The 23,199-nt window shown below is 61.4% G+C and carries 19 protein-coding genes and 1 riboswitch; of the genes, 7 read left to right on the top strand and 12 right to left on the bottom strand.

Annotated elements, in window-relative coordinates:
- Positions 1 to 6: 6 nt before the first annotated feature.
- Positions 7 to 1,005: a sodium:calcium antiporter gene (locus OHZ10_RS15045; RefSeq protein ID WP_342702908.1), complete on the bottom strand. Its 999-nt coding sequence runs from the start codon at positions 1,003 to 1,005 to the stop codon at positions 7 to 9.
- A gap of 57 nt (positions 1,006 to 1,062) precedes the next feature.
- Positions 1,063 to 1,237: riboswitch (yybP-ykoY riboswitch) on the bottom strand.
- Positions 1,238 to 1,474: 237 nt separating this feature from the next.
- Between OHZ10_RS15045 and OHZ10_RS15050 the strand changes: the two genes are divergently transcribed.
- The 4 genes from OHZ10_RS15050 (at position 1,475) to mauJ (ending at position 5,865) form a co-directional block, all read left to right on the top strand.
- Positions 1,475 to 1,891, top strand: coding sequence for a plastocyanin/azurin family copper-binding protein (locus OHZ10_RS15050; RefSeq protein WP_342702909.1), 417 nt, complete (start codon positions 1,475 to 1,477; stop codon positions 1,889 to 1,891).
- A gap of 310 nt (positions 1,892 to 2,201) precedes the next feature.
- The gene (locus OHZ10_RS15055) at positions 2,202 to 3,179 is read left to right on the top strand and encodes a chromate resistance protein ChrB domain-containing protein (protein WP_342702910.1); all 978 of its coding nucleotides are present in this window, start codon (positions 2,202 to 2,204) and stop codon (positions 3,177 to 3,179) included.
- The gene (locus OHZ10_RS15060; protein ID WP_342702911.1) at positions 3,176 to 4,354 is read left to right on the top strand and encodes a chromate transporter; all 1,179 of its coding nucleotides are present in this window, start codon (positions 3,176 to 3,178) and stop codon (positions 4,352 to 4,354) included. The genes OHZ10_RS15055 and OHZ10_RS15060 overlap by 4 nt, the downstream gene beginning before the upstream one ends.
- Before the next feature lie 188 nt (positions 4,355 to 4,542).
- Positions 4,543 to 5,865, top strand: coding sequence for a methylamine utilization protein MauJ (mauJ, locus tag OHZ10_RS15065; RefSeq protein WP_342702912.1), 1,323 nt, complete (start codon positions 4,543 to 4,545; stop codon positions 5,863 to 5,865).
- Between the two features lie 41 nt (positions 5,866 to 5,906).
- Here the strand turns inward: mauJ and OHZ10_RS15070 are convergent, their stop codons facing one another.
- Complete coding sequence (locus OHZ10_RS15070) at positions 5,907 to 6,893, bottom strand: reverse transcriptase family protein (protein ID WP_342702914.1); 987 nt, start codon at positions 6,891 to 6,893, stop codon at positions 5,907 to 5,909.
- Positions 6,874 to 7,137: a helix-turn-helix domain-containing protein gene (locus OHZ10_RS15075; protein WP_229275766.1), complete on the bottom strand. Its 264-nt coding sequence runs from the start codon at positions 7,135 to 7,137 to the stop codon at positions 6,874 to 6,876. Before OHZ10_RS15075 ends, OHZ10_RS15070 begins: the two co-directional genes overlap by 20 nt.
- A 1,369-nt stretch (positions 7,138 to 8,506) precedes the next feature.
- Between OHZ10_RS15075 and OHZ10_RS15080 the strand changes: the two genes are divergently transcribed.
- Entirely contained in the window at positions 8,507 to 8,761 is a 255-nt protein-coding gene (locus tag OHZ10_RS15080) for a helix-turn-helix transcriptional regulator (RefSeq protein WP_342704410.1), read from the top strand.
- A gap of 67 nt (positions 8,762 to 8,828) precedes the next feature.
- Here the strand turns inward: OHZ10_RS15080 and OHZ10_RS15085 are convergent, their stop codons facing one another.
- The 6 genes from OHZ10_RS15085 to OHZ10_RS15110 form a co-directional block, all read right to left on the bottom strand.
- A complete protein-coding gene (locus OHZ10_RS15085; protein WP_342702916.1) occupies positions 8,829 to 9,269 on the bottom strand; it encodes a hypothetical protein in 441 nt (146 codons plus the stop codon).
- Positions 9,247 to 11,238, bottom strand: a complete 1,992-nt coding sequence (locus OHZ10_RS15090; protein WP_342702917.1) for an integrase — start codon at positions 11,236 to 11,238, stop codon at positions 9,247 to 9,249. The genes OHZ10_RS15085 and OHZ10_RS15090 overlap by 23 nt, the downstream gene beginning before the upstream one ends.
- 4 nt (positions 11,239 to 11,242) lie before the next feature.
- The gene (locus OHZ10_RS15095) at positions 11,243 to 12,871 is read right to left on the bottom strand and encodes a site-specific integrase (protein ID WP_342702919.1); all 1,629 of its coding nucleotides are present in this window, start codon (positions 12,869 to 12,871) and stop codon (positions 11,243 to 11,245) included.
- Positions 12,868 to 14,067 (bottom strand): site-specific integrase, encoded by a 1,200-nt coding sequence (locus OHZ10_RS15100; protein ID WP_342702920.1) that lies wholly within the window; start codon positions 14,065 to 14,067, stop codon positions 12,868 to 12,870. Before OHZ10_RS15100 ends, OHZ10_RS15095 begins: the two co-directional genes overlap by 4 nt.
- Before the next feature lie 257 nt (positions 14,068 to 14,324).
- Complete coding sequence (locus OHZ10_RS15105; RefSeq protein ID WP_059233184.1) at positions 14,325 to 14,882, bottom strand: single-stranded DNA-binding protein; 558 nt, start codon at positions 14,880 to 14,882, stop codon at positions 14,325 to 14,327.
- Positions 14,883 to 14,982: 100 nt separating this feature from the next.
- A complete protein-coding gene (locus tag OHZ10_RS15110) occupies positions 14,983 to 16,170 on the bottom strand; it encodes an MFS transporter (protein WP_174994106.1) in 1,188 nt (395 codons plus the stop codon).
- Positions 16,171 to 16,435: 265 nt separating this feature from the next.
- Here OHZ10_RS15110 and uvrA point away from each other — a divergent pair, with 265 nt between their 5' ends.
- Positions 16,436 to 19,321: an excinuclease ABC subunit UvrA gene (uvrA, locus tag OHZ10_RS15115; protein WP_256085281.1), complete on the top strand. Its 2,886-nt coding sequence runs from the start codon at positions 16,436 to 16,438 to the stop codon at positions 19,319 to 19,321.
- A gap of 244 nt (positions 19,322 to 19,565) precedes the next feature.
- Positions 19,566 to 20,651 carry an AI-2E family transporter gene (locus tag OHZ10_RS15120; RefSeq protein ID WP_059233181.1) on the top strand — a complete coding sequence of 362 codons (1,086 nt, stop codon included), beginning with the start codon at positions 19,566 to 19,568 and terminating at the stop codon, positions 20,649 to 20,651.
- A 99-nt stretch (positions 20,652 to 20,750) separates the two neighbouring features.
- On the opposite strand, the gene purU is transcribed toward OHZ10_RS15120, so the two are convergent.
- The 3 genes from purU to OHZ10_RS15135 all read right to left on the bottom strand — a co-directional run bounded on the left by purU (position 20,751) and on the right by OHZ10_RS15135 (position 23,196).
- Positions 20,751 to 21,635, bottom strand: coding sequence for a formyltetrahydrofolate deformylase (gene purU, locus OHZ10_RS15125; protein ID WP_059233180.1), 885 nt, complete (start codon positions 21,633 to 21,635; stop codon positions 20,751 to 20,753).
- Between the two features lie 74 nt (positions 21,636 to 21,709).
- A complete protein-coding gene (locus OHZ10_RS15130; protein ID WP_059233179.1) occupies positions 21,710 to 22,576 on the bottom strand; it encodes an NUDIX hydrolase in 867 nt (288 codons plus the stop codon).
- A gap of 5 nt (positions 22,577 to 22,581) precedes the next feature.
- On the bottom strand, positions 22,582 to 23,196 hold the full coding sequence (locus OHZ10_RS15135) for a LysE family translocator (RefSeq protein WP_059233178.1): 615 nt from the start codon (positions 23,194 to 23,196) through the stop codon (positions 22,582 to 22,584).
- Positions 23,197 to 23,199 lie beyond the last annotated feature (3 nt).

The raw sequence follows: 23,199 nt of genomic DNA on the forward strand, positions 1-23,199 counted from the left end.
ATTTCGTCAGATGACAAACAGCAACGCCGCGAAGACTGCATAGAGCCAGCCAACTTGCGCGAGTTGTCGGCTGCGCACCTTCGCTGCGCTGAATGACCATTGCAGGAAGGCGATAGCCAGTGCCGTGATGCCGGCCGCGAGAATGGAAGGCGTCGCCAGATGCCACGGAGTAAAGAACAGACCAAACGCCGTCGGGATCGTCGCCTGGATCATCATCGCGCCGCTGATGTTGGCCAGCGCAAGCCGCTCCTTACCTTGTCGCACCCAGATCACCGCGTTCATGATTTCGGGCAGTTCGGTCGCAATTGGGCTGAACAGCAACGCGGTGAGCTGCGGGCTCAATCCGAGCCATGGGCCGACAGCTTCGATCTGACGGACAAACAGATGGGATGCCGCGAAGATCACCACCAGCGCTCCGATCACCTGCAACGCCACCCAGAACATGGCCGGATTTACATCGCGCGGGCGCAGCTTCAACGGTTCGAGTTCGCCGTGCTCATCGCCGTCGCCGGAAGCAGTCAACTCCTTCCAGCAGTAGACCGCGTAGGCTGCGAGAAAAGCGAGGCCGAGCAACGGCTTGAAGCTGAAAAGGACTAGGCCGAGCCCGATCTTCACGACGAAAATCGCAAGAAACCAGAGCTGGTCCCGCCGAAGACGCTTCGTGTCGGCATCGATCGCGCCGGCCCGCACTTTACCCACGCGACGGGCCGTGGCCAGCAATGCAACGCCGACGACCGCATATGCGACCGTGCTCAGCGCGAGTGGTCCGCCAATCGCGGCGCCAACGCCGATTTCCTTCTGCGCGGGTGAGCTGCCGAACGCCACTGCGACGAGCGTCACCACGCTTTCCGGAAGCGCGGTGCCGAATGCGGCGAGGATTGTGCCGGTCGCCGTCTGCGTCAGATTGAGCTTCTGGCCCAGCCACTCAACGCCGTTGACGAACGTTTCGCAGGAGAAGTAGATGATGCCGGCGGCGGCGATGAGCAGAGCGAAGGTCAGGATCATGACAGTCGCCCCTGGACGAGGGTGTGGGGTGCGAATAGCACTTCTAGTTCTCCACGAGCCGGGCCACTTAACCAATGACGCCGCCCTTCGCCCGGCTCGGGTGGAAGGAAGGCGTCAAAGGTCTCGTCAGGCCGTGGAACGGCTGCCGGCGCCATGGCATGGGATGCCAATTATGTTGACGACGGCGCTTTGCCGGGGATGGCAAAGCAGACTACTCCCCTAAGACGGGGGCGATTATATCCGGCTATTGCGTCGATAGGGTGACGCTACAGCGCGACAGCCGCAATGGCACGCGGAGCTCGGCTCCGGGAATAAGTGCCCCAAAGCGTACGTTTACAGTACGTATCGCTCGCCGCACAAAACGTTCATGCCGTCACACCGGCAGGGGCGTTTGTGTGCTCGAAGATTGGCGCACGGTAGTCGCTCGACTCGCGGCAGACGCGATGCTTCGATGCACTTGGAGGTAGCCATGCATGACATTTACAAGATCGTCATCGTCGCCGGTGCGACTGCGCTGGGGATTGCATCACATGCCAGTTGGGCGCAGCAGACAGTCAACGCGACATTGCTATCGAACTCGATCCAGCTCAAGACGCAAAGCGTGAAGTCTGGTCGCATCACGCTTGATGTCAAAAATGATGCGGGCAACAGCATGGAGCATGAGCTTGTCGTGCTCAAGACAGATCTCTCTGACGATGCGCTGCCTGTCAGCAAAGGACAGGTGCTGGAGCACAAGCTGAGAAAAATCGGGGAAGTGGAAGACATCGCGCCGGGCAAGAGCAAGCGCATGTCGCTCAAGCTCGCCCCCGGCCACTATGCGCTGATCTGCAACAAGCCGGGGCACTATGAGGCGGGCATGCATACGGCACTCGTCGTGACGCCGTAAAGCACTCCACCGGACCGAGAGCTGGCCCGCAGAACTCGAACGTCGTCTACTCTCGTTCCGCCTGAAGGGTCACCCGCCGCGCGACGGATGACCCTATCTCAATCCCGCCCGAGTGAGGCGCGGCACTTTCTTTGAACATCCAGCGGCTACCTGGCACGTTCCGGACCCCGGCGCTGAGCTGTCGGCGCGTCAGTCAATTGCTCCACCACCGCACATTTACCAACGCCCTGCGGAGAGGACGTGCGGCGCTACACGGCGATCCCACCAAGCAACCTTGTAGAATTGATAACACATGAGTAGCATAAGCTACATGGAAACAATTTCAACTTGGTCAATCCTCGTTCTGACCCTTCCGACGGAAAACGCAACGGCCCGCATGCGGTTCTGGCGCGCGCTCAAGGCGAAGGGCTGTGCGGTGTTGCGCGACGGCGTCTACCTGCTGCCCTACACCGAAGAGCACGAAGGGACGCTGCACGAGCTCGCGGACGCAATTGCCGAGAGTGGTGGCGCAGCTCACCTGTTGCGCGCACCGAGCCTGAACCCGTCACAGGAACAGGAATTCCGTGCGCTGTTCGACCGGGCCGACGACTACACCACATTCACGCGCGCGCTTGCAGATGCGCGCAAAACATTGGCCGGCCAGTCCGCCACTGAGCTCACCCGCCTGCTGCGTCGCTTGCGCAAGGATTTCGACGCGATCCAGGCGATCAACTACTTCCCGGGTGATTCGGCCACCCGCGCCGAGGTCGCGCTGCAGGATTTTGTTGCGCTGGTCGACACCGTGCTGTCGCCGGGAGAGCCGCATGCCGCGGACCGCGTCATTCGTCCACTGGCGATTGGCGAGTACCAACGCCGCGCCTGGGCGACGCGGCAGCGGATGTGGGTCGATCGCGTCGCCAGCGCGTGGCTGATCCGCCGCTTCATCGACGCGCAAGCAAGCTTCATCTGGCTCGCGTCGCCGGCCGATTGTCCGGCCGACGCACTCGGTTTCGATTTCGATGGCGCGACGTTCACACACGTCGGCGAGCGCGTGACGTTTGAAGTTCTGCTGGCAAGTTTCGGACTGGACAAGGACCCGGCACTGATGCGGCTCGGCGAGATCGTGCACGCGCTCGACGTGGGTGGTCCTGCCGCGCCTGAAGCGGTGGGCTTCGAGGCCGTGATGGCCGGCACGCGCCAACGAACAGAGAACGACGATCAGCTGCTCGAGCAGATGGGCGCCGTACTCGACTCCCTGTACGCGCACTTCACTTCGAACGGCAAAAACGAAACCATGGGCAAATCATGACCACTGCCATCGCCACGACCGAACCGACCTACTCGCTTGGCGAGCTCGTCGCCTACATGCTGCGTCTTGGCACGTTCGGTTTCGGCGGGCCGGTCGCGCTCGCAGGCTACATGCGTCGCGACCTGGTCGAGCGACGCGGCTGGATCACTGAGGCCGACTACAAGGAAGGTCTCACGCTGGCCCAGCTTGCACCGGGGCCAATGGCGGCTCAACTCGCGATCTATCTCGGCTTCGTCCACTATCGCCTTCTCGGCGCAACGCTGGTCGGTTTCGCGTTCGTGCTGCCGTCGTTCCTGATGGTGGTCGCGCTCGGATTCGCGTACGCGCATTTCGGCGGACTATCCTGGATGCAGGCCGTCTTCTACGGCGTCGGCGCCGCGGTGGTCGGCATCATCGCGACGAGCGCTTACAAGCTCACGACCAAGACTGTCGGCAACGACAAGCTCCTTTGGGCGATCTTCCTGACGCTGGCTGCCGTGACCTTCATCACGGAATCGGAAATCGCGTGGCTTTTCGTTGCGGCCGGCCTGATCGGATGGCTGTGGCGCGCCCCGCCGAAGTGGCTGCAGCGTGGCGGGATGAATGCGGTTGCCGCCGCCAATCTGCCGGTGGCCAGCGGGCTGCTGAGCGGCATCGACCTGCCGCAGCTCGTCCAGATCGGCGCGTTCTTCATGAAGGCTGGCGCGTTCGTGTTCGGCTCCGGACTCGCGATCGTGCCGTTCCTCTATGGCGGTGTCGTCACCGAACATCACTGGCTGAACGACAAGCAGTTCGTGGATGCCGTTGCGGTCGCGATGATCACGCCGGGACCGGTCGTGATCACGGTCGGCTTCATCGGGTATCTCGTCGCGGGCTTGCCTGGTGCATGCGTCGCCGCACTCGGCACGTTCCTGCCTTGCTATCTGTTCACCGTCATCCCTGCACCTTACGTGAAGAAGTATGGGCACCGGCCGGGCGTCAAGGCATTCGTCGATGGCATTACGGCTGCAGCAGTCGGCGCGATCACAGGCTCCGTCCTCGTCATTGCGAAGCGATCGATCGTCGACGTCCCGACCGCACTGCTCGCCGTCGCAACCGTGCTGCTGCTGTGGCGCTTCAAGAAGCTTCAGGAACCGGTGATCGTGACGGCCGCCGCCGTCATCGGACTTATGGCCTATCCTCTTCTCCATCACTGATTTGTGTTCAAGAATCTAAACAACATCGCCTCGATCAGAGCAGTGCGCTCCACAATTGCCACGACAGCCATTAGCACAGATTTTCCGCCCGAATACGCCCAAATCTGAACGCGTAGCCGCTCTTGCACACTCATCAACTCGACTCTCAATATACTTTCCGAACTATCGAAAAGTAGTTCGAGGTGACCATGGCTGGACCTTATATCCCCCATTACTTTGGTGATGTAGTCGAACGCAAGCTCCGAGGTCGAATCGGTTGGCTCACCGCCGGCGTGGCATCGTCTATCCCGTGGCCAGAAGGCGATGTGTGGGTGGTCTATGACGGCGACGACTATATCCTGCGAGGATCCAAGAGGAACGGCGAACCATCGCCTCCCGGGATTACGGTGCCCTGCGATAGAAGCGATGTCGACGAGTCACTCGCCAAGATATATCGGTTCACCTCAATCCTGGGTTGGTTCGCAGGGGGGTTTGTCGATGTCGGCGGATATATATCCGGGACGCATCCGATGCTCTACGGCGATCCCCAGAACGTCTACTCGAGCGTCGGGGTAGCAGGCAGCAAGGGATTCAGTTGCAACTTCATGCCGCTGATACGCGACGAGGCAGCTCGCAAAGCGTTGGCGTTCTTCCGAGAAGGAAAGCGGCTCAAGCGAGTTCACGACAGTTATGCGTTTCTCAGCTTTTACAAGGTCGTCGAATCGCAGTTCGCTGACGGCAAAGCAAAGGGACGATGGATCGATGCAAATCTCGATGCGTTGACGGGTGATAGAGCAGTTTCAAGGATCGCCGACTTGCGCGCGGCCGGAACCGACGTAGGCCGGCACTTGTTCGAAAGTGGACGATGTGCGGTCGCGCATGCCAGCCTGGATGGCGCAATAGTCGACCCTGATATTCCGGCGGATCGACGCCGGCTGTCGGACGATCTCGTAATCATGGAAGCGCTGGCGTACCACTTCATAAGCCACGAACTCAAGATTGAAACGGATCACGAAACGTACCGCAATCGCAATCGACTTGAGCCGTGGCACAAACTGATCAATGACGACACATTGGGTCAGTTGTTGCGAGGCGAAATACCGCCGAACGTCGACGACCTCGAACACCGACGGACATCCATCGCAATTTGGCCGGATGGGCCTGTCCACGGGCTGGACGAAATGACTATGCGCGTCGATGCGATCGGGGAAGGAGCAATCCGGATCGTGCTACTCAATCCCAAAAAGACAATCATCCTGCCATTCGTCCTGGATTTTCGTCATGGCAGAGCCCACACCCAACTGGACGATGGCGGACTTTGCGGCACGCCCTCGGTTCAGCCAGATGAGGCAGATGTCCGAGCGTACGCGACTTTTTTTTATCGCGTATTCGGCAATGGAATCGCTGAGCTGAGGATCGACGGATTCGATCCAGTGGACTGCGACGTGGTGATCCCCGTCAACATCATTCCACCACTTCCTGCCAAGGCGATCGAGGAGGCCGTCGAGCGTTTTCGACAACAAGGTGCATAGTCCGCTGCCTCCGTCGCTCGATATTTCTACACAACGATTTCCTATTCGTTCGATGCGTTCTGGGGCCTGTTTCCCAGCAAGCGCTTCAATCGCTCCTCGAGGCGAGCCGCGGCGGACGGCTCCACTGCTCGCGCCGCTGCCACTTTGCCCTTCAACACGTTGTTCGTGATCTCGCCAGTTGCCGCAATGGAATCCTGAATTGTGACAATCGCATCGTGATGTTTGTTGCGCAGCCGCACGCCACCGTCGCTTCGCACCGCTCCAGTGATGATGGCGGCCTTTCCGGGTCGGACGACAGCGTCCTTTGCATCCTTCGTTCGCAGGCCACATCGCTTAATCATCGACTTTGTCGCGAACAGCAGACTTTTTGTCGCATGAGGACCCGAGAGGGTCAAATCATCAACGTAAAGGGTCATCGTGACACCGCGCTCAGCGCAGAGTCGCTCGATGTCTGCGAAAAGATGACGATGCGTAAAATACGAGAGCAACGGACTGATGCAACTGCCAGTCGGCAGATGCCCATCCGCAGTACAGATGTTTGCCAAGAACCTAGCAATGTCGTGCGAGCAGCCGAGATCTTTGTGGAAGAAATTCTTGACGTGCTGATACGTTGTGCTCTCGAAGAATTTTCGTATATCCATCGCTACAACGGCCCCACTGCTCTCGGCATGCGCTCGAGCATTCGTGATGTGTGAGCGCTTCTTCGTGGCGGAATGCAGGAAGTCCGGCCGTTGAATGCTATCCAGATGCCTGACAAGGCGATAGTGAGCACGCAGCGTGGCTCCAGTCGGCTCTTGGATGTGCCGCGGCTCCTTACCCTCCTTCGCTGCCTCATCGAATCGATGGTACGTCGGGGCTATGCACGTGGCCTCAAGCTCATCGACCGGAATGCCGATCAGTACCGCGAGTTGATGAATGCTCGTCAATTTCCAGAGCGGAGACGATTCGATCGGATAGCGCGCCGACTTGTTCTTTCGCAGTCGTGCGCGCCCCGCAGATTTATCTCGCTTATGCGCGTCTCTCGTCATCGGCGGCTACCCAGTCCAGAACCTTCAGCACGTTTGCCGCCATCGCAACACGAATCTTCTCGCTGCGCTTGTCGGATTCCAACTCCTCGGAGAACAGCATCAGGCTCGACACGGGTACGCTAAACACGCTCGCATATCTGTTCAGCAAATCGACCGTGATTGCATGCGCCTTCTTGCCCGATTCGATCTCCGACAAGTAGTTGTTGGAAATCTCGAGGCGGCTCGCCAACTCTTCCTGGGTCATTCGATGATATCGGCGAAGGTGGCGTAAAGCCTTGTGCAACATTTGATCGCCTCCTTTCAAAACAAGGACTAGGCAGGGGCGTCGGCGCTCACCGCGTCCAGTGATCGAACAGCCGCGCAATCGCAACAGCAACGCGAAGCCATCCCATCAACACTGACACGGTCTTGGGGTTGACCAGGGCCCGCCGAAGCTTGGCCCACGAACAGCCCCGAAATTGATGCACCGACTGTCGTCCCTGGTTGGGTATGGTTTTTTTGACCATGATGTTCCCTCGTTACCCCTCGGCACAATTGCCTCGGGACCAGTACGTAACGAGAAATCGAAGCGGGACGACGTTTCCCCTGCCTATCCGTCTCCGCCCGCCGTACCAGGCGGCGGGCGGGGCCCCGAGCACACGTGCCGGGGTAAGGTTTGGAGAGTCGCCTCTCCGCGGACCGATGAAAACGGCCCAGGTACCACGCTGGCTTTATCTTCAACACCAACCAGATTTCAGCATAGCATAAACTTCGCTGACAGCGAAATTTATTTCGCCGACAGCGAAGCCGAAGATGGCGCGACAGTCCGTCGTTGATCTGGACAGGGAGTGACTGTCGGTATTGTTGTGAATGAGGGCGGGAACTGAGCTGTTCCGCGGTAACTATCGAGAATGATGAGAAGCACGTCGAAAAGGTAAGCGTCGTAGCCTCGAGTCACACGCCAGACGGACATGTCTACGATGCCACGCGACGCCAACCCATGGCCCCAGTTGATCGGACGTCACAAAGTCCCTGCGCTCGCTTTCGTTGTGAGCGATCGACGATAAACTCGCTGGCCCTTGCTAGGGTATGTCGGAGCATCGACTGCCATCGGGACGTAGTGCCGGGAACCGTCCTCGGCAATCAACGCCATGGCTGGACGTTGGCGTACGTTGCGACTCTTCTGCACCGTCGGTGGAATCACACCGACACGAATCTCTCGCAACGCTTCAAGCTTCCACATCCGCGACGAACACGCGGCACTCAATCGCAGGATTGCAGCACCGCGAACCACGAGTCCATCGCTAACGCACTGCTGGATTACAGCTGGGCAATCCTTCAAATCGACAAGGGTGACTTTTCTTGGACTTCCTCGCTGAGCGCTCTCTGACAGCTGGAGAACAAGTGCGTCATTGCCTCCCCAGATGTCGACGATCGACCATACAGAAAATTGATCCCCCGCGACGGCGGAATAAAACGGCAATGCATTGGCTTTGTGTGTTGCAAACATGGCGCCGATGATACCAAATGAACACTATAGATTGTAGTTCTTTAGTGTTCGAAATGAGTACATCAAGTCCTTTATCGAGGGGGCTTGCATGCACTCATCGGCGCGAATCGGCGCAGCGTTGCGGATGCTTCGCCAAGCGAAAGGAGTATCTCAAGAGGACTTCGGCGTTGTCTCCAGCCGCACCTATGTCAGCACCGTCGAGCGCGGCCTCAAGTCTCCTACTCTCGGAAAGATCGAGCAGTTGGCAGAGGTACTAGGCGTCCACCCTCTCACGCTCATAGCCACTGCATACTTGGACGAATACAACGACAAAGGGGTGGAGTCGGCCCTGTCCGACCTGAGAAGTGAATTACTGACTATCCTTGAAGAAGCGCAATAGAACTCGCGGCAGTGACCGAGGTTCGACCGTGCAGCGTCGACGATCGAGAACTCCGATTGAGCTGCGATCACACTCTTCTTCCTGCATCGAAGCTTCGTCCTGGATCATCCAGCGGTTGATCAAGTTCACCGATGCTCAGCCCGCGTCTGGAGCAATGGAATGCGATGCGTTGCCAACGCCGAAGCCACTCCTGTTCCAATGCTTCGTACCGCCTCACCTCCGCTCGTAGCGAAGCAAGAGTTTCGTCAAAGTACGCGCGCTCGTCGTCTTGCGAACGTGACCGGGAACGACGACTAGGCATTGACAGGGACTGTTTGGCTTCCTGATATGCACTTGCAATCTTCGGGTGACGACTCAGTGCTTGCCGCGTAAATCCTGAAAACGCTTCAATCCTCTCCCATGTCAGTTTGACGCCGAGCTCCTTGTCTCGCCACCGCTCAAGCTCGGCGATGATGCTCGTCAACTTTGCAGTACTGATTTTTGAATTAGCTCGGATCGCCTTCGGCATGGCAGCCCCCTTGGTCGATATAGCGTACAAGATCTACTTCCCCGAAGTTGAGCGGTGCCAGTTGCGTCATCAGCTGCTCGTACCGGATATGCTGGTGCCTCATCCACTCCGGCTCAACCAACGCCTGTCCGTCGATCTGCTTCTGGACACTTTGCAAGCTGATATAGGCAACGGCCGCCTGTCTCTTGAGTTCGTCTGACCGTGACGCGTCGCGCTTCAACCAGATGTACTCGTCGCAATTCACCGTGCACTGCAGATGTCGCGGGCACGGTGCCATCTGGAAGTCGTGAATGCACATTCCCGGTCCGACGTCGTGGACGGCATGGATGCGTGCAGTCAGGAATGTCTGTGCGAGCTCGACTGGCAGAACCTTCGCAATTTCCGTCACCGCACCGCTGACTTGGCCGTCCATGATGTCCGCCACTACTTGCGCGGCCTTTTGGGCGTGCGTCAGGTGCTGATAGGCCTTTGTGTCGCCGGCATGCTTGCGCCCGAACCATTTGGTCTGCACGAGATCCGGCGCACCACCTTCGTCCAGGACGTGGTTTAGAAAGTGACGGAATCCATGCGAGCGAACGTTTATTTGACCGCCACTACTGTCGGCGATCGCGTAACGCTCGAAGACGGAACCGACAACTCCACGCCCGGTCAAGAAATCCCGCACGTTCTGGTCAGTGATAGGACGCGCCGCGTAGGTAAGCGTCGTCCGAGTGCCACGGTGCATCTGATTTGTGTAAACAACGCAGAGCGCTTCATGGAGCGCAAGGCCGCGACCGGGTGTGCCGGGTATGGTGGGCGATGTCCAGTGATCACCACGAAGGCCCCGACGTAGCGCGTCGCGGCTGATTCGTATCCTCTTCGCGACGACCGTGTACGCAATGTGCCGAGCTTTCAGGAACTGCGCAATATTCATGCTACGCAAGCCGAGCACCGACAGCAAAACGCCTCCATCCATTTCTACCTGTAACGGGACAGCTGCGAGTAGTTCACCAGTTTGATGGAAGGAACAGGCCACCTGCCGCGCCCCATCTGTCGCTTCACGCAGCTCGGTCAGCGCCTCCTCAACAACCTGCTCCGTTTCCGTCAGCAGCGGCTTACTCTCCCACTCGACGGTCACATCGTCGGCACGCCCCTTCAGGCGCGCATAGCGCAAATTCTTGCTGCCGTCTTCAGCTGCGGAGATGGGATTCTCCGGTAGGGTCAGCATTTCGCCGATGCGCAGCCCGGTGCAGACCATTACCGTTGCAATCAGAATCATGATGCGATCGGCACTAACCGGATCATGCGGCGACGCACCCCGCGGAATTTGCTGATAGAGGTAGCCGATCGCACGAATGGCCTCCTCATCTGGTAGCGAATTCCGCTTCCCGATCTCTGACTTCGAGTCGTCGATACGATCAGGCGTCATCGATTTCGGACGAACCTTGCGGCGACAGCGCCAGTCGAGGCGTATCCGGCACAAGCCGTTGCGGTCCAGCGTGTCGGCAAACTCTTCCATGTGACCGACGACCTTGTATGCCGACGATTCATTCTCACGTTTGAACAGTATTGCGGCCGCAGCATCGAGATGATCAGCCGTCAGTTCACCAATGTCGTGATCGCGAACAGCGAGCGCATCGAATACGTAACGCGTGGCCCGAACGAACACCATGTGACTATTTGCCGACTGGCCTCGCTGACGGTGCCGTATGCATACGAGCGACTTCACGACATCCCCGAACGCACCTGCAAGCGGTGCCCCAGGAACTCGAGGCGCGTTACTGTGCTGCGTGAACAGCAGGCGCTGCGCTGGTCGGTCCGCCTTGTAACCACGGGTACGGTGCTGGTAGGCCGCCGACACGTCCCAAATCGCTTCGCCCCACACTACATCCGGAAATGGAACTGCCGCCCTGGCGTTGGACACAAGCGCCGCACAATTGACAATCCAGTTATCCGACAGCACGCCCATCGGACTGGCAGGCGCTGCCATCGATTTACGTTTTCTTGCGACTCCCGCGGACATATTCGTCGACCTCTCGGATCACTTGTGCAACCGCATAAATGACATCATCCAACTGGATCGACAGGCGCGAACCGTATTTCGTTTGGCGTTCCTGCCGACTCGCGAGCAGTTCATCCAACACTGCCCGGTGGTCCGCTTCCACATAGGGCTGGAATTTTGGGCAGAGGTAGCACGAGAACGGGGGATCGAGAGTGCAAAGCCGATTCTGGCCACACGCGCCAATTTCCACTGGCGTAACCGACGACGTGTCCCCAACGAAGCAGATATTTTTCGCCGAATCAGAACCGCTCACGGCATTCGAAGGCGACGGCACCAGCGTTCCACGGAACAGCCTCATCAGCGGTCCCAGCTTCAGCGCTGCAGCACGATCCAGGATCGTCGTTAACCTCCTTCCCTTTAACGAGTAATAAACCTGTACGTGCTGTGTATCAGAGTGGTCGAGCATGGAGGCCAACACTCGTCTCGACACGCCGAGTTCCACCATCGTCGTCGCAAAGGTGTAGCGCAATCGGCGTGGCGTAATTTGCATGGGACGCATTGTCCGAGGAGATTTCAATCTCATCCGGCTTGCAAATCTCTCCAAAAGACCACGGAATGTATCGACTGTAATGTGGTACCCAAATTCATTGACCCCCGTCTCCTTTAGCCATCTGTCGACCGTGTCACGCATGAACATCGGGCGAGGGTAGTCGCCACAGTCGACCATCTTGTTGGCCTCAACAAGGGTTCGAATCAGTCCAGCAAGGTCGTCGCTAACGTGTTCTTCAATAAAGGCTCTACGAGCACCGATACCTGGCTTCTTTATCCTCGGAATTGCCAGTACCCACTGCTCCGGCACGTTATATCCGGCCAGCATATTCTTGAAATCGACCTCTCGCAGCAAACAGAAGTTAGCTGGATTCCGCCCATACGCAAGGCAAAGTGCCACCGCTACGCGCTGCATCACGTGAGCCCGATCAGTTGATTCGTCTGAGAGGATCGCTTGACGCAACGCAGTTACCTCGATGTCCCACAGCGGGCCACATTCGTCATCACAAATTTCGACGGCAAGACGTGACGAACGCCCCGGAACGCTAACTTGGTCTAACTCTAGTGCAAACTCTTGGTCAAATCCCAAGCACGCAAGTACATCGCTCGACCACTCGTACCATTGACGAATTCGATAAAACGACTCCATTGCCCTGCTTGCCCGTAGAGCCTGAATGATTTTCTCGATCAACGACCGCAGCAACGTCAAATCTTCGGCGACTCCCATCAACCGCCATACTCGCGCTACTTCCGCAGACGCGGCTCCAAAACTCCGAATTCTCCCGCATAAGGCATTAGCAACGAGATCCAGCGACAGTGCTGCAGCACGCGGCGATTGCTGCGTAAGTAGCAGCAAGACCCAGCGTCGCAGTGCATAGTTCACGATCAGGTTGCCACCTTCGAGTTTTGACCAGTTGAAAGAAACGTGCGTGGTCGCAACATTGAACTTCCACACTGCGCCGTTGAGATCCATCTGTCGTCCGTCACGGTCGACGATATGATCCGGAAGACGGGGAAGTTCATACAATCGTAGATCCTCTGCCATGGCCCGGTTCACATCACCGTTGGTCATACACTCCTCTCGATAGCCACCGTGCCAAAGAGCGACGCCTGATAGCTCAGGCTGATCTCGCCGGATTCGCGGCGAATAGCGGCATTTATGTACGGCATCACCGAGTCAGCCGAACGCCAGCCGAAGAAGTACATCATGTCCTTGTCGACACGCTCCTCATCCAAACCGTTGCGTAGTCCCGCTGCCCGGAAGTTGGTAGCGCATGTGCTACGTAGACTGTGCGGATGCAGATCATCGAATTCGGGATGAACGACGGCAACCTGAGCAAGCAGACCGTTCACGCGCATGAGGCTCATCGGCTGCCCGCCACGACTTAGAAATAGGAACGGACTTCGGTCAGCTCCTGAAATTCTCCGACGAGCCCTGCAAATGTAGTCATTGAGGTATCTGGCGAACGACTTGTCGCATGGCAGAAGCCTGGACTCAGTCTTGACCTGTGGCTCGTTGATCCGAGGGTCCGCGGGATCGTCCGGTGAACGCTGTACACGAATCTCAGGAATGGTGCGAGCCAGGCGGCAGTCCGAAACCCGGAGCTTGAGTAGCTCCCCCCGTCGAACACCGAGCGTTGCCATCATCAGCACGATCAGGTAGTTGCGCTGCCGGTACGGCCTTTTCCACGGATTCTCGCAAGAGTCGGGATGGCAGATCTGCAATAGCCGTTGCAGCCGGTTGTCGGATAGCGGCGCTGCATGGGTTGAAGATTCCATGCGCACGCGCCCGGCGGTAGCGAAGCTGCGCTCAATGAGCACCAACCTCTCTCGCAGATTGCGAATTTCCGGACTGCCCACGGGCATCGCGGACATCGCGCACTCGAGATGCCACCTGACGCACTGCGAAACGACGTTCAGCCGGAACGCCACAGTGGTTGTTGAGACAACCAACCTGCGAACCTTCCCAGCGTTCTGAAAGCTGCGCCGCAACCAGGGATAAAGCTGACTGACAATTTCGTCCTGAGTCAGACCTTCACCGGAGACAAGGCGAGCCTCAAGCGGGAACTCAGCTTCAGACGCCCAAGCCCACAGATGACCCAGAGCGCGCAACGTCTTGACGAGACTGTTGACGGACAACCTTGGACGCAGGCGTTTAATGAGATAAACGTTAATCCACGGTATTGGCTGCCGCTCGGCATCTAGCAGGATGGGAAGACGCTCCCCACCTGGATGCATGACCGTGACCACGTGAAATCGCACTTGCATGAGCCACTCTCCGCGACGGTACCAACTCAAGGTACGTAATGTTTACGACCTTTTCATGGCAACACTCGGGGAAGCCCATCTCGTCAAATGGCGAGCATCGAAAGTTGACGATTAGCGTTATGAGCGAAAAATCACCGGCAGCCGAGGTACCGCTCCGGTGAATGTTGCGAGTCAGGGAGCGCCCTGAATCCCAGATAAATAAAGAAAAACCCCGCACAAAGGCGGGGTTGATGTTTACGATTTCTGATTACGAGAAGTTAGAACGGGATATCGTCGTCCATCTCGTCGAAGCCGCCGCCGGCCGGTGCGCTCGGACGGCTTTGCGCGCCGCCGCCTGCACCGCCACGCGCCGCGCCGCCGGCACGACCGCCGCCGCCACCGCCGCGCTCCATCTGCTCGCCGCGACCGCCGCCACCGCCACCACCGTAGCCGCCGCCGTAACCGCCTTCGTCACCGCCACCACCGCCGCCGCCGCCCGCACCGCGGCCGCCGAGCATCTGCATCTGATCTGCAACGATTTCGGTCGAGTAACGGTCCTGGCCGTCCTGGCCCTGCCACTTGCGCGTGCGGATGCGGCCTTCGATATAGACCGACGAACCCTTCTTCAGGTATTCGCTGACGATTTCCGCCAGACGGCCGAAGAACGCGACGCGATGCCACTCGGTCATTTCCTTGAAATCGCCGCTTGCCTTGTCCTTGTAGCGGTCGGTCGTCGCGAGACGAATGTTCGCAACCGCGTCGCCGCTCGGCAGGTAACGGACTTCAGGATCGGCGCCGAGATTGCCGACGAGGATGACCTTGTTGACGGATGCCATGTGTTTCTCCAGTAAATTCGATGCCGGGCCGCCCGCGCATGTTGCCGGGACGGCCCGCCGGGCAAGCCGGCGCGCGGCCGGGGCCTGCCCGAAATAAGGTTCAGGCCTTGCGCGGCGGCGCTTTCATGTTGGCCGCGATTATAAGCCACGCGGCCACGAGCCCCGAACACGTGTAGAACACCGTGTTCGCGCCGCCGTGCTTCAGCAGCCAGCCGCCCACGATGCCGCCGAGCGCGAGCCCGATCGACTGCGTGGTGTTGTAAACCCCCGTGGCCGCGCCCTTGCGCGAACCCGGCGCGAGCTTCGACACGAGCGACGGCTGCGACGCTTCCAGGATGTTGAACCCGAGAAAGTAGACGAACAGAATCGCGGCCACAATCAGGATGGTATGCGGTGCGCTGCCGAGCAACAATTGACCGATCAGGATAGCCAGAATGCCGCCGAGCAGCACCGGCTTCATCTTGCCCCGTTTTTCCGCGACGATGATCGCCGGGACCATCATCACGAACGCGAGCCCCATCACCGGCAGGTAGACCTTCCAGTGCGAGGCGACCGGCAGCCCGCCGTCGACCAGCAGGCGCGGCACGACGAGGAACAGCGCCGTCTGCGTCGCGTGCAGCACCAGCACGCCGAAGTTCAGGCGCAGCAGCTCGACGTTGTGCAGCACCTCGGCGAACGGCGCCGGCACATGCACGGGCTTCGCCGCATCGGGCACGATCCACAGCACGACGCCGATCGCGAGGATCGACAGCACGCCGACGATCGCGAACAGCCCGCTCATCCCGACCCAGTGGAACACGATCGGCGCGCCGACGATCGCGACCGCGAACGACACGCCGATCGATCCGCCGACCATCGCCATCGCCTTCGTGCGGTTCTGCTCGGAGGTCAGGTCGGCGATGAACGCGAGCACCGCGGACGACACCGCGCCCATCCCCTGGATCACGCGGCCGACGATGATCCACGTGATGTCGTGCGCGGATGCGGCGACGAAGCTGCCGATCGCGAAGATCACGAGGCCCGTGGCGATCACCGGCTTGCGGCCGAACTTGTCGGACGCCCAGCCGTAGAAGATGTAGAACAGCGACTGCGTGACGCCGTAGGCCCCGAGCGCGAGACCGACGAGCAGCACGTTGTCGCCGCCCGGGATGGTTTTCGCGTAGACCGAGAACACCGGCATGATCATGAACAGGCCGAGCATGCGCAGCGCGAAGATCGCCGCGAGCGACGTGGTCGCGCGCAGTTCGGGCGCAGTCATGCGGGAAGACGTGGCAGACGGATTGGACATCGGGAATGAATTTCGAATGATCGGAGTGTCCGCCCGGTGGCGGGCGGCGGAAGATCAGGACCGGCGGCCCGGGAGGCCTGGCGGGCGACACGCCGGGGCAGGATGCTGGCGGCCTGCGGGCCGCCCGGAACCATGCGGCGCGGCCGCTTTCCCCGGTGCGGGTGTCGCCTTGCTGCCACCTGCTGCAAAGGCTGGGGGCCGTAAACGACGGTCTCGAAAAGCCGTTATAGTAGCAGGTTTGGTTCCCTCCATTTTCGCCAGGTTCATGGAACAGATCCGTATCCGTGGGGCACGCACCCACAACCTGAAAAACGTCAATCTCGACCTGCCGCGCCACAAGCTGGTCGTGATTACCGGGTTGTCCGGGTCGGGCAAGTCGTCGCTCGCGTTCGACACCCTTTATGCCGAAGGCCAGCGCCGCTACGTCGAAAGCCTGTCCGCGTATGCCCGCCAGTTCCTGCAACTGATGGAGAAACCCGACGTCGACCTGATCGAGGGCCTGTCGCCCGCGATCTCGATCGAGCAGAAGGCGACGTCCCACAACCCGCGTTCGACCGTCGGCACGGTCACCGAAATCCACGACTACCTGCGACTTTTGTACGCACGTGTCGGCACGCCGTACTGTCCCGACCACGACATCCCGCTCGAGGCGCAGAGCGTGTCGCAGATGGTCGACGCGGCGCTCGCGCTGCCCGAGGAAACCAAGCTGATGATCCTCGCGCCCGTCGTCGCGGACCGCAAGGGCGAGCACGCCGAGCTGTTCGAGGACATGCAGGCGCAGGGCTTCGTGCGCTTTCGCGTACGCTCGGGCGGCGGCGCCGCGAACGAAGGCGTCGCGAAGATCTACGAGGTCGAGTCGCTGCCGAAGCTGAAAAAGAACGACAAGCACACGATCGACGTCGTCGTCGACCGCCTGAAGGTGCGCCCGGACATGAAGCAGCGGCTCGCCGAATCGTTCGAGACGGCGCTGCGCCTCGCCGACGGCCGCGCGATCGCGCTCGAGATGGATACCGACAAGGAGTACCTGTTCAGCTCGAAGTTCGCGTGCCCGATCTGCTCGTACTCGCTGCAGGAGCTCGAGCCGCGGCTGTTCTCGTTCAACAACCCGATGGGCGCGTGCCCGGAATGCGACGGCCTCGGCCAGATCACGTTCTTCGACCCGAAGCGGGTCGTCGCGCACCCGTCGCTGTCGCTCGCCGCGGGCGCCGTGAAAGGCTGGGACCGCCGCAACCAGTTCTACTTCCAGATGCTGCAGAGTCTCGCGGCGTTCTACGAATTCGACATCGACGCCGCATTCGAGGACCTGCCGGAAAAGATCCGGAAGGTGCTGCTGTTCGGCTCGGGCAAGCAGACGATCCCGTTCTCGTACATCAACGAGCGCGGCCGCACGACGATCCGCGAACACGTGTTCGAGGGGATCATCCCGAACCTCGAGCGCCGCTACCGCGAGACCGATTCGGTCGCGGTACGCGAAGAACTGTCGAAGTACCAGAACAACCAGCCGTGCCCGTCCTGCGACGGCACGCGCCTGCGCCGCGAGGCGCGCCACGTGCGGATCGGCACCGGCGACTACGCGCGCGGCATCTATGAAATCAGCGGCTGGCCGCTGCGCGACGCGCTCGGCTATTTCGACGGCCTGACGCTCGAAGGCGCGAAGCGCGAGATCGCCGACAAGGTGATCAAGGAAATCGTCGCGCGCCTGACGTTCCTGAACAACGTCGGCCTCGACTACCTGTCGCTCGAGCGCAGCGCCGAGACCCTGTCGGGCGGCGAGGCGCAGCGCATCCGGCTCGCGTCGCAGATCGGCTCCGGCCTGACGGGCGTGATGTACGTGCTCGACGAGCCGTCGATCGGCCTGCACCAGCGCGACAACGACCGCCTGATCTCGACGCTCAAGCACCTGCGCGACCTCGGCAACTCGGTGATCGTCGTCGAGCACGACGAGGACATGATCCGCACGGCCGACTACGTCGTCGACATGGGCCCCGGCGCGGGCGAGCACGGCGGCGTGATCGTGGCCGAAGGCACGCCGAAGCAGGTGCAGTCGAACCCGCAGTCGCTGACGGGCCAGTACCTGGTCGGCAAACGCACGATCGAATACCCGGACGAGCGGCTCGCGCCCGATCCCGAGCGGATGCTGCGCATCGTCGACGCGCACGGCAACAACCTGAAGCACGTCGATCTCGAACTGCCGGTCGGCCTGCTGACCTGCATCACCGGCGTGTCGGGCTCCGGCAAGTCGACGCTGATCAACGACACGCTGTATCACGCGGTCGCGCGCCACCTGTACGGCTCGTCGGCCGAGCCGGCACCGCACGAGGCGATCGAGGGCCTCGAGCACTTCGACAAGGTGATCAACGTCGACCAGTCGCCGATCGGCCGCACGCCGCGCTCGAACCCGGCCACGTACACGGGCCTGTTCACGCCGATCCGCGAGCTGTTCTCGGGCGTGCCGACCTCGAAGGAGCGCGGCTACGATCCAGGCCGCTTCTCGTTCAACGTGAAGGGCGGCCGCTGCGAATCGTGCCAGGGCGACGGCGTGCTGAAGGTCGAGATGCACTTCCTGCCGGACGTCTACGTGCCGTGCGACGTGTGCCACGGCAAGCGCTACAACCGCGAAACGCTCGAAGTGCATTACAAGGGCAAGAACATCAGCGAAGTGCTCGAGATGACGGTCGAGCACGCGTACGAGTTCTTCAGCGCGGTGCCGGTCATCGCGCGCAAGCTGAAGACGCTGCTCGACGTCGGCCTCGGCTATATCCGCCTCGGCCAGTCGGCCACGACGCTGTCGGGCGGCGAGGCGCAGCGCGTGAAGCTGTCGCTGGAGCTGTCGAAGCGCGACACCGGCCGCACGCTGTACATCCTCGACGAGCCGACCACGGGCCTGCACTTCCACGACATCGCGCTGCTGCTGGAAGTGATCCACCGGCTGCGCGACCAGGGCAACACGGTCGTGATCATCGAGCACAACCTCGACGTGATCAAGACGGCCGACTGGGTGATCGACCTCGGCCCCGAAGGCGGTGCCGGCGGCGGCCAGATCATCGCGCAGGGCACGCCCGAGCAGGTCGCGAAGACGAAGGCGAGCTTCACCGGCAAGTACCTCGCGCCGCTGCTCAAGCGCACGACCCGCAAGGTCGCGGCCGGCTGACGGCCACTGCCTTCCCGCGCGCGGCCGCCCGGCCGCGCGCGTCCCTCCGCGGCGTACCGCCCGCCTCCCCGCGTTTTCCCTTCTGCGTTTACACCACACGCCAAACGGCCCCGTTGCGGACCATAATGACAGCTATACTTTACGGTCGTAAGGTTCGCCGTACGCACCAATCCGGTGCGACGCCGGGCGAACACGGCTCTGCCGCGCATTCCGCGGCATGACACACGAACGACAGGAATCCACGATGGAGAAGCAACCAGACTCGTCGCGCGATGCGCAGAATCGCGAACCGCACCTGCGCAGCGTGCGGCTGACGAGCGACTTCAGCCTGCCGAAGCTGTCCGCGCTCGAGATCGGCAGCTACGTGTTCGCGATCCTCGCCATGTGGCTCGTGATCGAGCTCAAGCTGCTCGGCGGGCTGCTGGCCGGCCTGCTCGTCTACCAGCTGATCCACACGATCGCGCCCGTGATCGAACGCCACACCACGAGCATGCGCGCACGCTGGGTCGCCGTCGTGCTGCTGTCGATCGTGATCGTCGGCGCGCTGACGAGCCTGACGATCGGCATCATCGAACACTTCGAGCGCACGGTGCCGAACCTGCAGAGCCTGCTCGACCAGCTGATGCAGATCGTCGAGCAGACCCGCGCGCGCACGCCGGCCTGGATCGCCAACCTGCTGCCCGTCGACGTCGAGCAGATGAAGACCAAGGCCGCCGTGCTGATGCACTCGCACATGGACCAGCTCCAGCAGAGCGGCAAGAGCGTCGCCCGCGGCTTCGGCCACGTGCTGTTCGGGATGATCATCGGCGCGATGATCGCGATCGGTGTCGAGCACGGCAAGGCGCGCCGGCCGCTGTCGACCGCGCTCGTCACGCGCGTGTCGCGCTTCGCCGATGCATTCCGCCGGATCGTGTTCGCGCAGATCAAGATCTCGGCGATCAACGCGGTGTTCACCGGCATCTACCTGCTCGTCGCGCTGCCGATCTTCCACCAGCGGCTGCCGCTGTCGAAAACCCTCGTGCTCGTCACGTTCATCGTCGGCCTGCTGCCGGTGATCGGCAACCTGATCTCGAACACGCTGATCGTCGCCGTGTCGCTGTCGGTCAGCATGGGCACCGCGATCGCATCGCTCGCGTTCCTCGTCGTCATCCACAAGCTCGAATACTTCCTGAACGCGAAGATCATCGGCGGCCAGATCGAGTCGCGTGCGTGGGAGCTGCTGCTCGCGATGCTGATCATGGAAGCCGCGTTCGGGCTGCCGGGCGTGATCGCCGCACCGATCTTCTATGCGTACCTGAAGCGCGAGCTGTACCTGCTGCGGCTGATCTGAAGCAGCCTGCTGCGCCCACGCGATAAAAAAAACGCCGCACCCCGTAAAGGGTGCGGCGTTTTTGTCGGTCCGGGCCGAGCGTCCGGCCCCGCCGACGGATCAGCGGAACACGACCGTCTTCGTCCCGTTCAGCACGATCCGGTGCTCGACGTGCCACTTCACTGCGCGCGCGAGCGTCACGCACTCGACGTCGCGGCCGATCGCGGTCAGCTGGTCGGGCGTCATGCTGTGGTCGACACGCTCGACTTCCTGCTCGATGATCGGGCCCTCGTCGAGATCGGTCGTCACGTAATGCGCGGTCGCGCCGATCAGCTTCACGCCGCGGTCGAACGCCTGGTAGTACGGCTTCGCGCCCTTGAAGCTCGGCAGGAACGAATGGTGGATGTTGATCGCGCGCCCGGCGAGCTGCTGGCACATGTTCGGCGACAGGATCTGCATGTAGCGCGCGAGCACGACGAGATCGGCCTGGTGCTCGTCGATCACTTCCAGCACGCGCGCTTCCTGCGCGGCCTTTGCGGCATCGGACGAACCGCCGATCAGCGGGAAGTGATGGAACGGAATGTTGTAGCTCGCGGCGAGCTGGTAGAACTCCTTGTGGTTCGACACGATCGCCGGGATCTCGATCGGCAGCTGGCCGGTGCGATAGCGGAACAGCAGGTCGTTCAGGCAATGGCCGATCTTCGACACCATGATCACGACGCGCGGCTTCACGGCCGCGTCGTGCAGCTCCCAGCGCATCGAGAACTGCTCGGCGAGCGGAGCGAACTCCTTGCGCAGCGTGTCGAGCGCCGTCGCGGCATCCGCGCCGTTGCCGTCCTGCTCGAAGTGCACGCGCATGAAGAACTCGCTGGTGCGGCTGTCGCCGAACTGCGCCGAATCGAGGATGTTGTTGCTGCGCTCGAACAGGAAGCCCGAGACCGCATGGACGATGCCGTGCCGGTCGGGGCACGACAGTTTCAAGATAAAGCTGTGATCGGTCGGCATGACCGCGACTCCCTTTGTTTCCGTATTCGTCAAATTGCCCGTTCGCCGCGCCTGACCGCGCGCTGCGGCGTGTGTCACGCGGCCGGCGCGAACAGCGCGTCGATGCCGGCCGCGTCGGCCGCCGGAATCCAGCGGTGACGCAGCAGCGTGTCGAGCGTCGCGAGGCTCGCGTCCATCGTCGCACGGCCTTCGCGCAGCCAGCCGATCACCTCGGGCACGCCGGCCAGCAGGTGCTCGGCCACTTCGCCGTCCTGGTTGCGCGGCGCGAAGTCGTGCGGCAGCGGCAGGTCGTACACGAAGATCAGCTCGGACTGCGTGCCTTCCGGCAGCGAGTTCAGCACCTGCACCGCGCGGCCCGCGATCGCGCGCGCGGCCAGTTCGGGCGGAATGCCGGCTTCTTCCCAGCATTCCTTCGCGAGCGTCTCGTGAACACCCAGGCCCCAGCCGATGCCGCCCGCAACCACGTTGTCGAGCATACCGGGGTCGGTGGCCTTGGTCTCGCTGCGGCGGCCGAGCCACATCTGCGGCACGGCCGCGGCAAGCGGCTCGCCCGGCGTAACCGCATATTCTACGATGCCGTTCAGATGCACTGCATAGGTCTGCGTGCCGAAGAAGCGCGACGCGGCGCGCTCGATGAACGCGAGCGGCGGATCGTCGAAGCGGTTGCGGATCGCGTAGATCTCGTCGCGCCAGCCGGGAATCGCGCCTTCGGCCGCCAGTGCGCCGATCGCGCTCGCGAGCGCCATGCTGCGCGCGTCGACCGAGTCATAGCGCGCCGACAACACGACGCGCTCGCCGGTCAGCTCGAACACGTCGGGCCAGCGCGCGAGCTTCGCGACGTCCTGGCGGCGCACCCAGCCGACCGCCTGCCCGGCGATCTCGAAACGCAGGTGCGCGGCCGGATCGAAGCGGCGGGCGGCCGCGATGCACGGAAACGTCATCGCGGTCAGTCCTTCAGCGCGACGCGGATGCCGATCGCGATGAACGTCGCACCGGCGATCCGGTCGAGCCACACGCCGGCCTTCGGACGGCGCTTCAGCCATGCGCCGATCATGCCCGCGCCGACGCCGAACAGCGAGAAGACCGCGGCCGTCTGCAGCATGAACAACGCGCCGAGCTCGAACATCTGCAGCGTCACGCTTTGCGCGCCGTGCGGATCGACGAACTGCGGCAGGAACACGACGAAGAACAGCGTGACCTTCGGGTTCATCAGGTTGCCGATCACGCTCTGCCGGAAGATCGTGCCGAGCGGCTGCGGCGGGCGCGCATGCGCATTCGAGAGCCCCTGGCTGCGCAGCGCCTTGATGCCGATCCACACGAGGTACGCCGCGCCCGCGAGCTTCAGGATCTGGAACGCGACCGGCGACGAACGCAGCACGGCCGCGACGCCGAGCGCCGCGAGCGTCGTGTGGAACAGGATCCCCGCCGTGAAGCCGAGCGCGGCGACGAAGCCCGCCGCACGGCCCTGCGAGATGCCGCGTGCGAGCACCTGCAGGTTGTCGGGACCGGGCGCGAACGTAATCGCGATCGACGTGGCGAGAAACAGCATGAAGTTGGGCATCGT

Source organism: Burkholderia arboris (assembly GCF_038723655.1).
Classification (GTDB): domain Bacteria; phylum Pseudomonadota; class Gammaproteobacteria; order Burkholderiales; family Burkholderiaceae; genus Burkholderia; species Burkholderia arboris.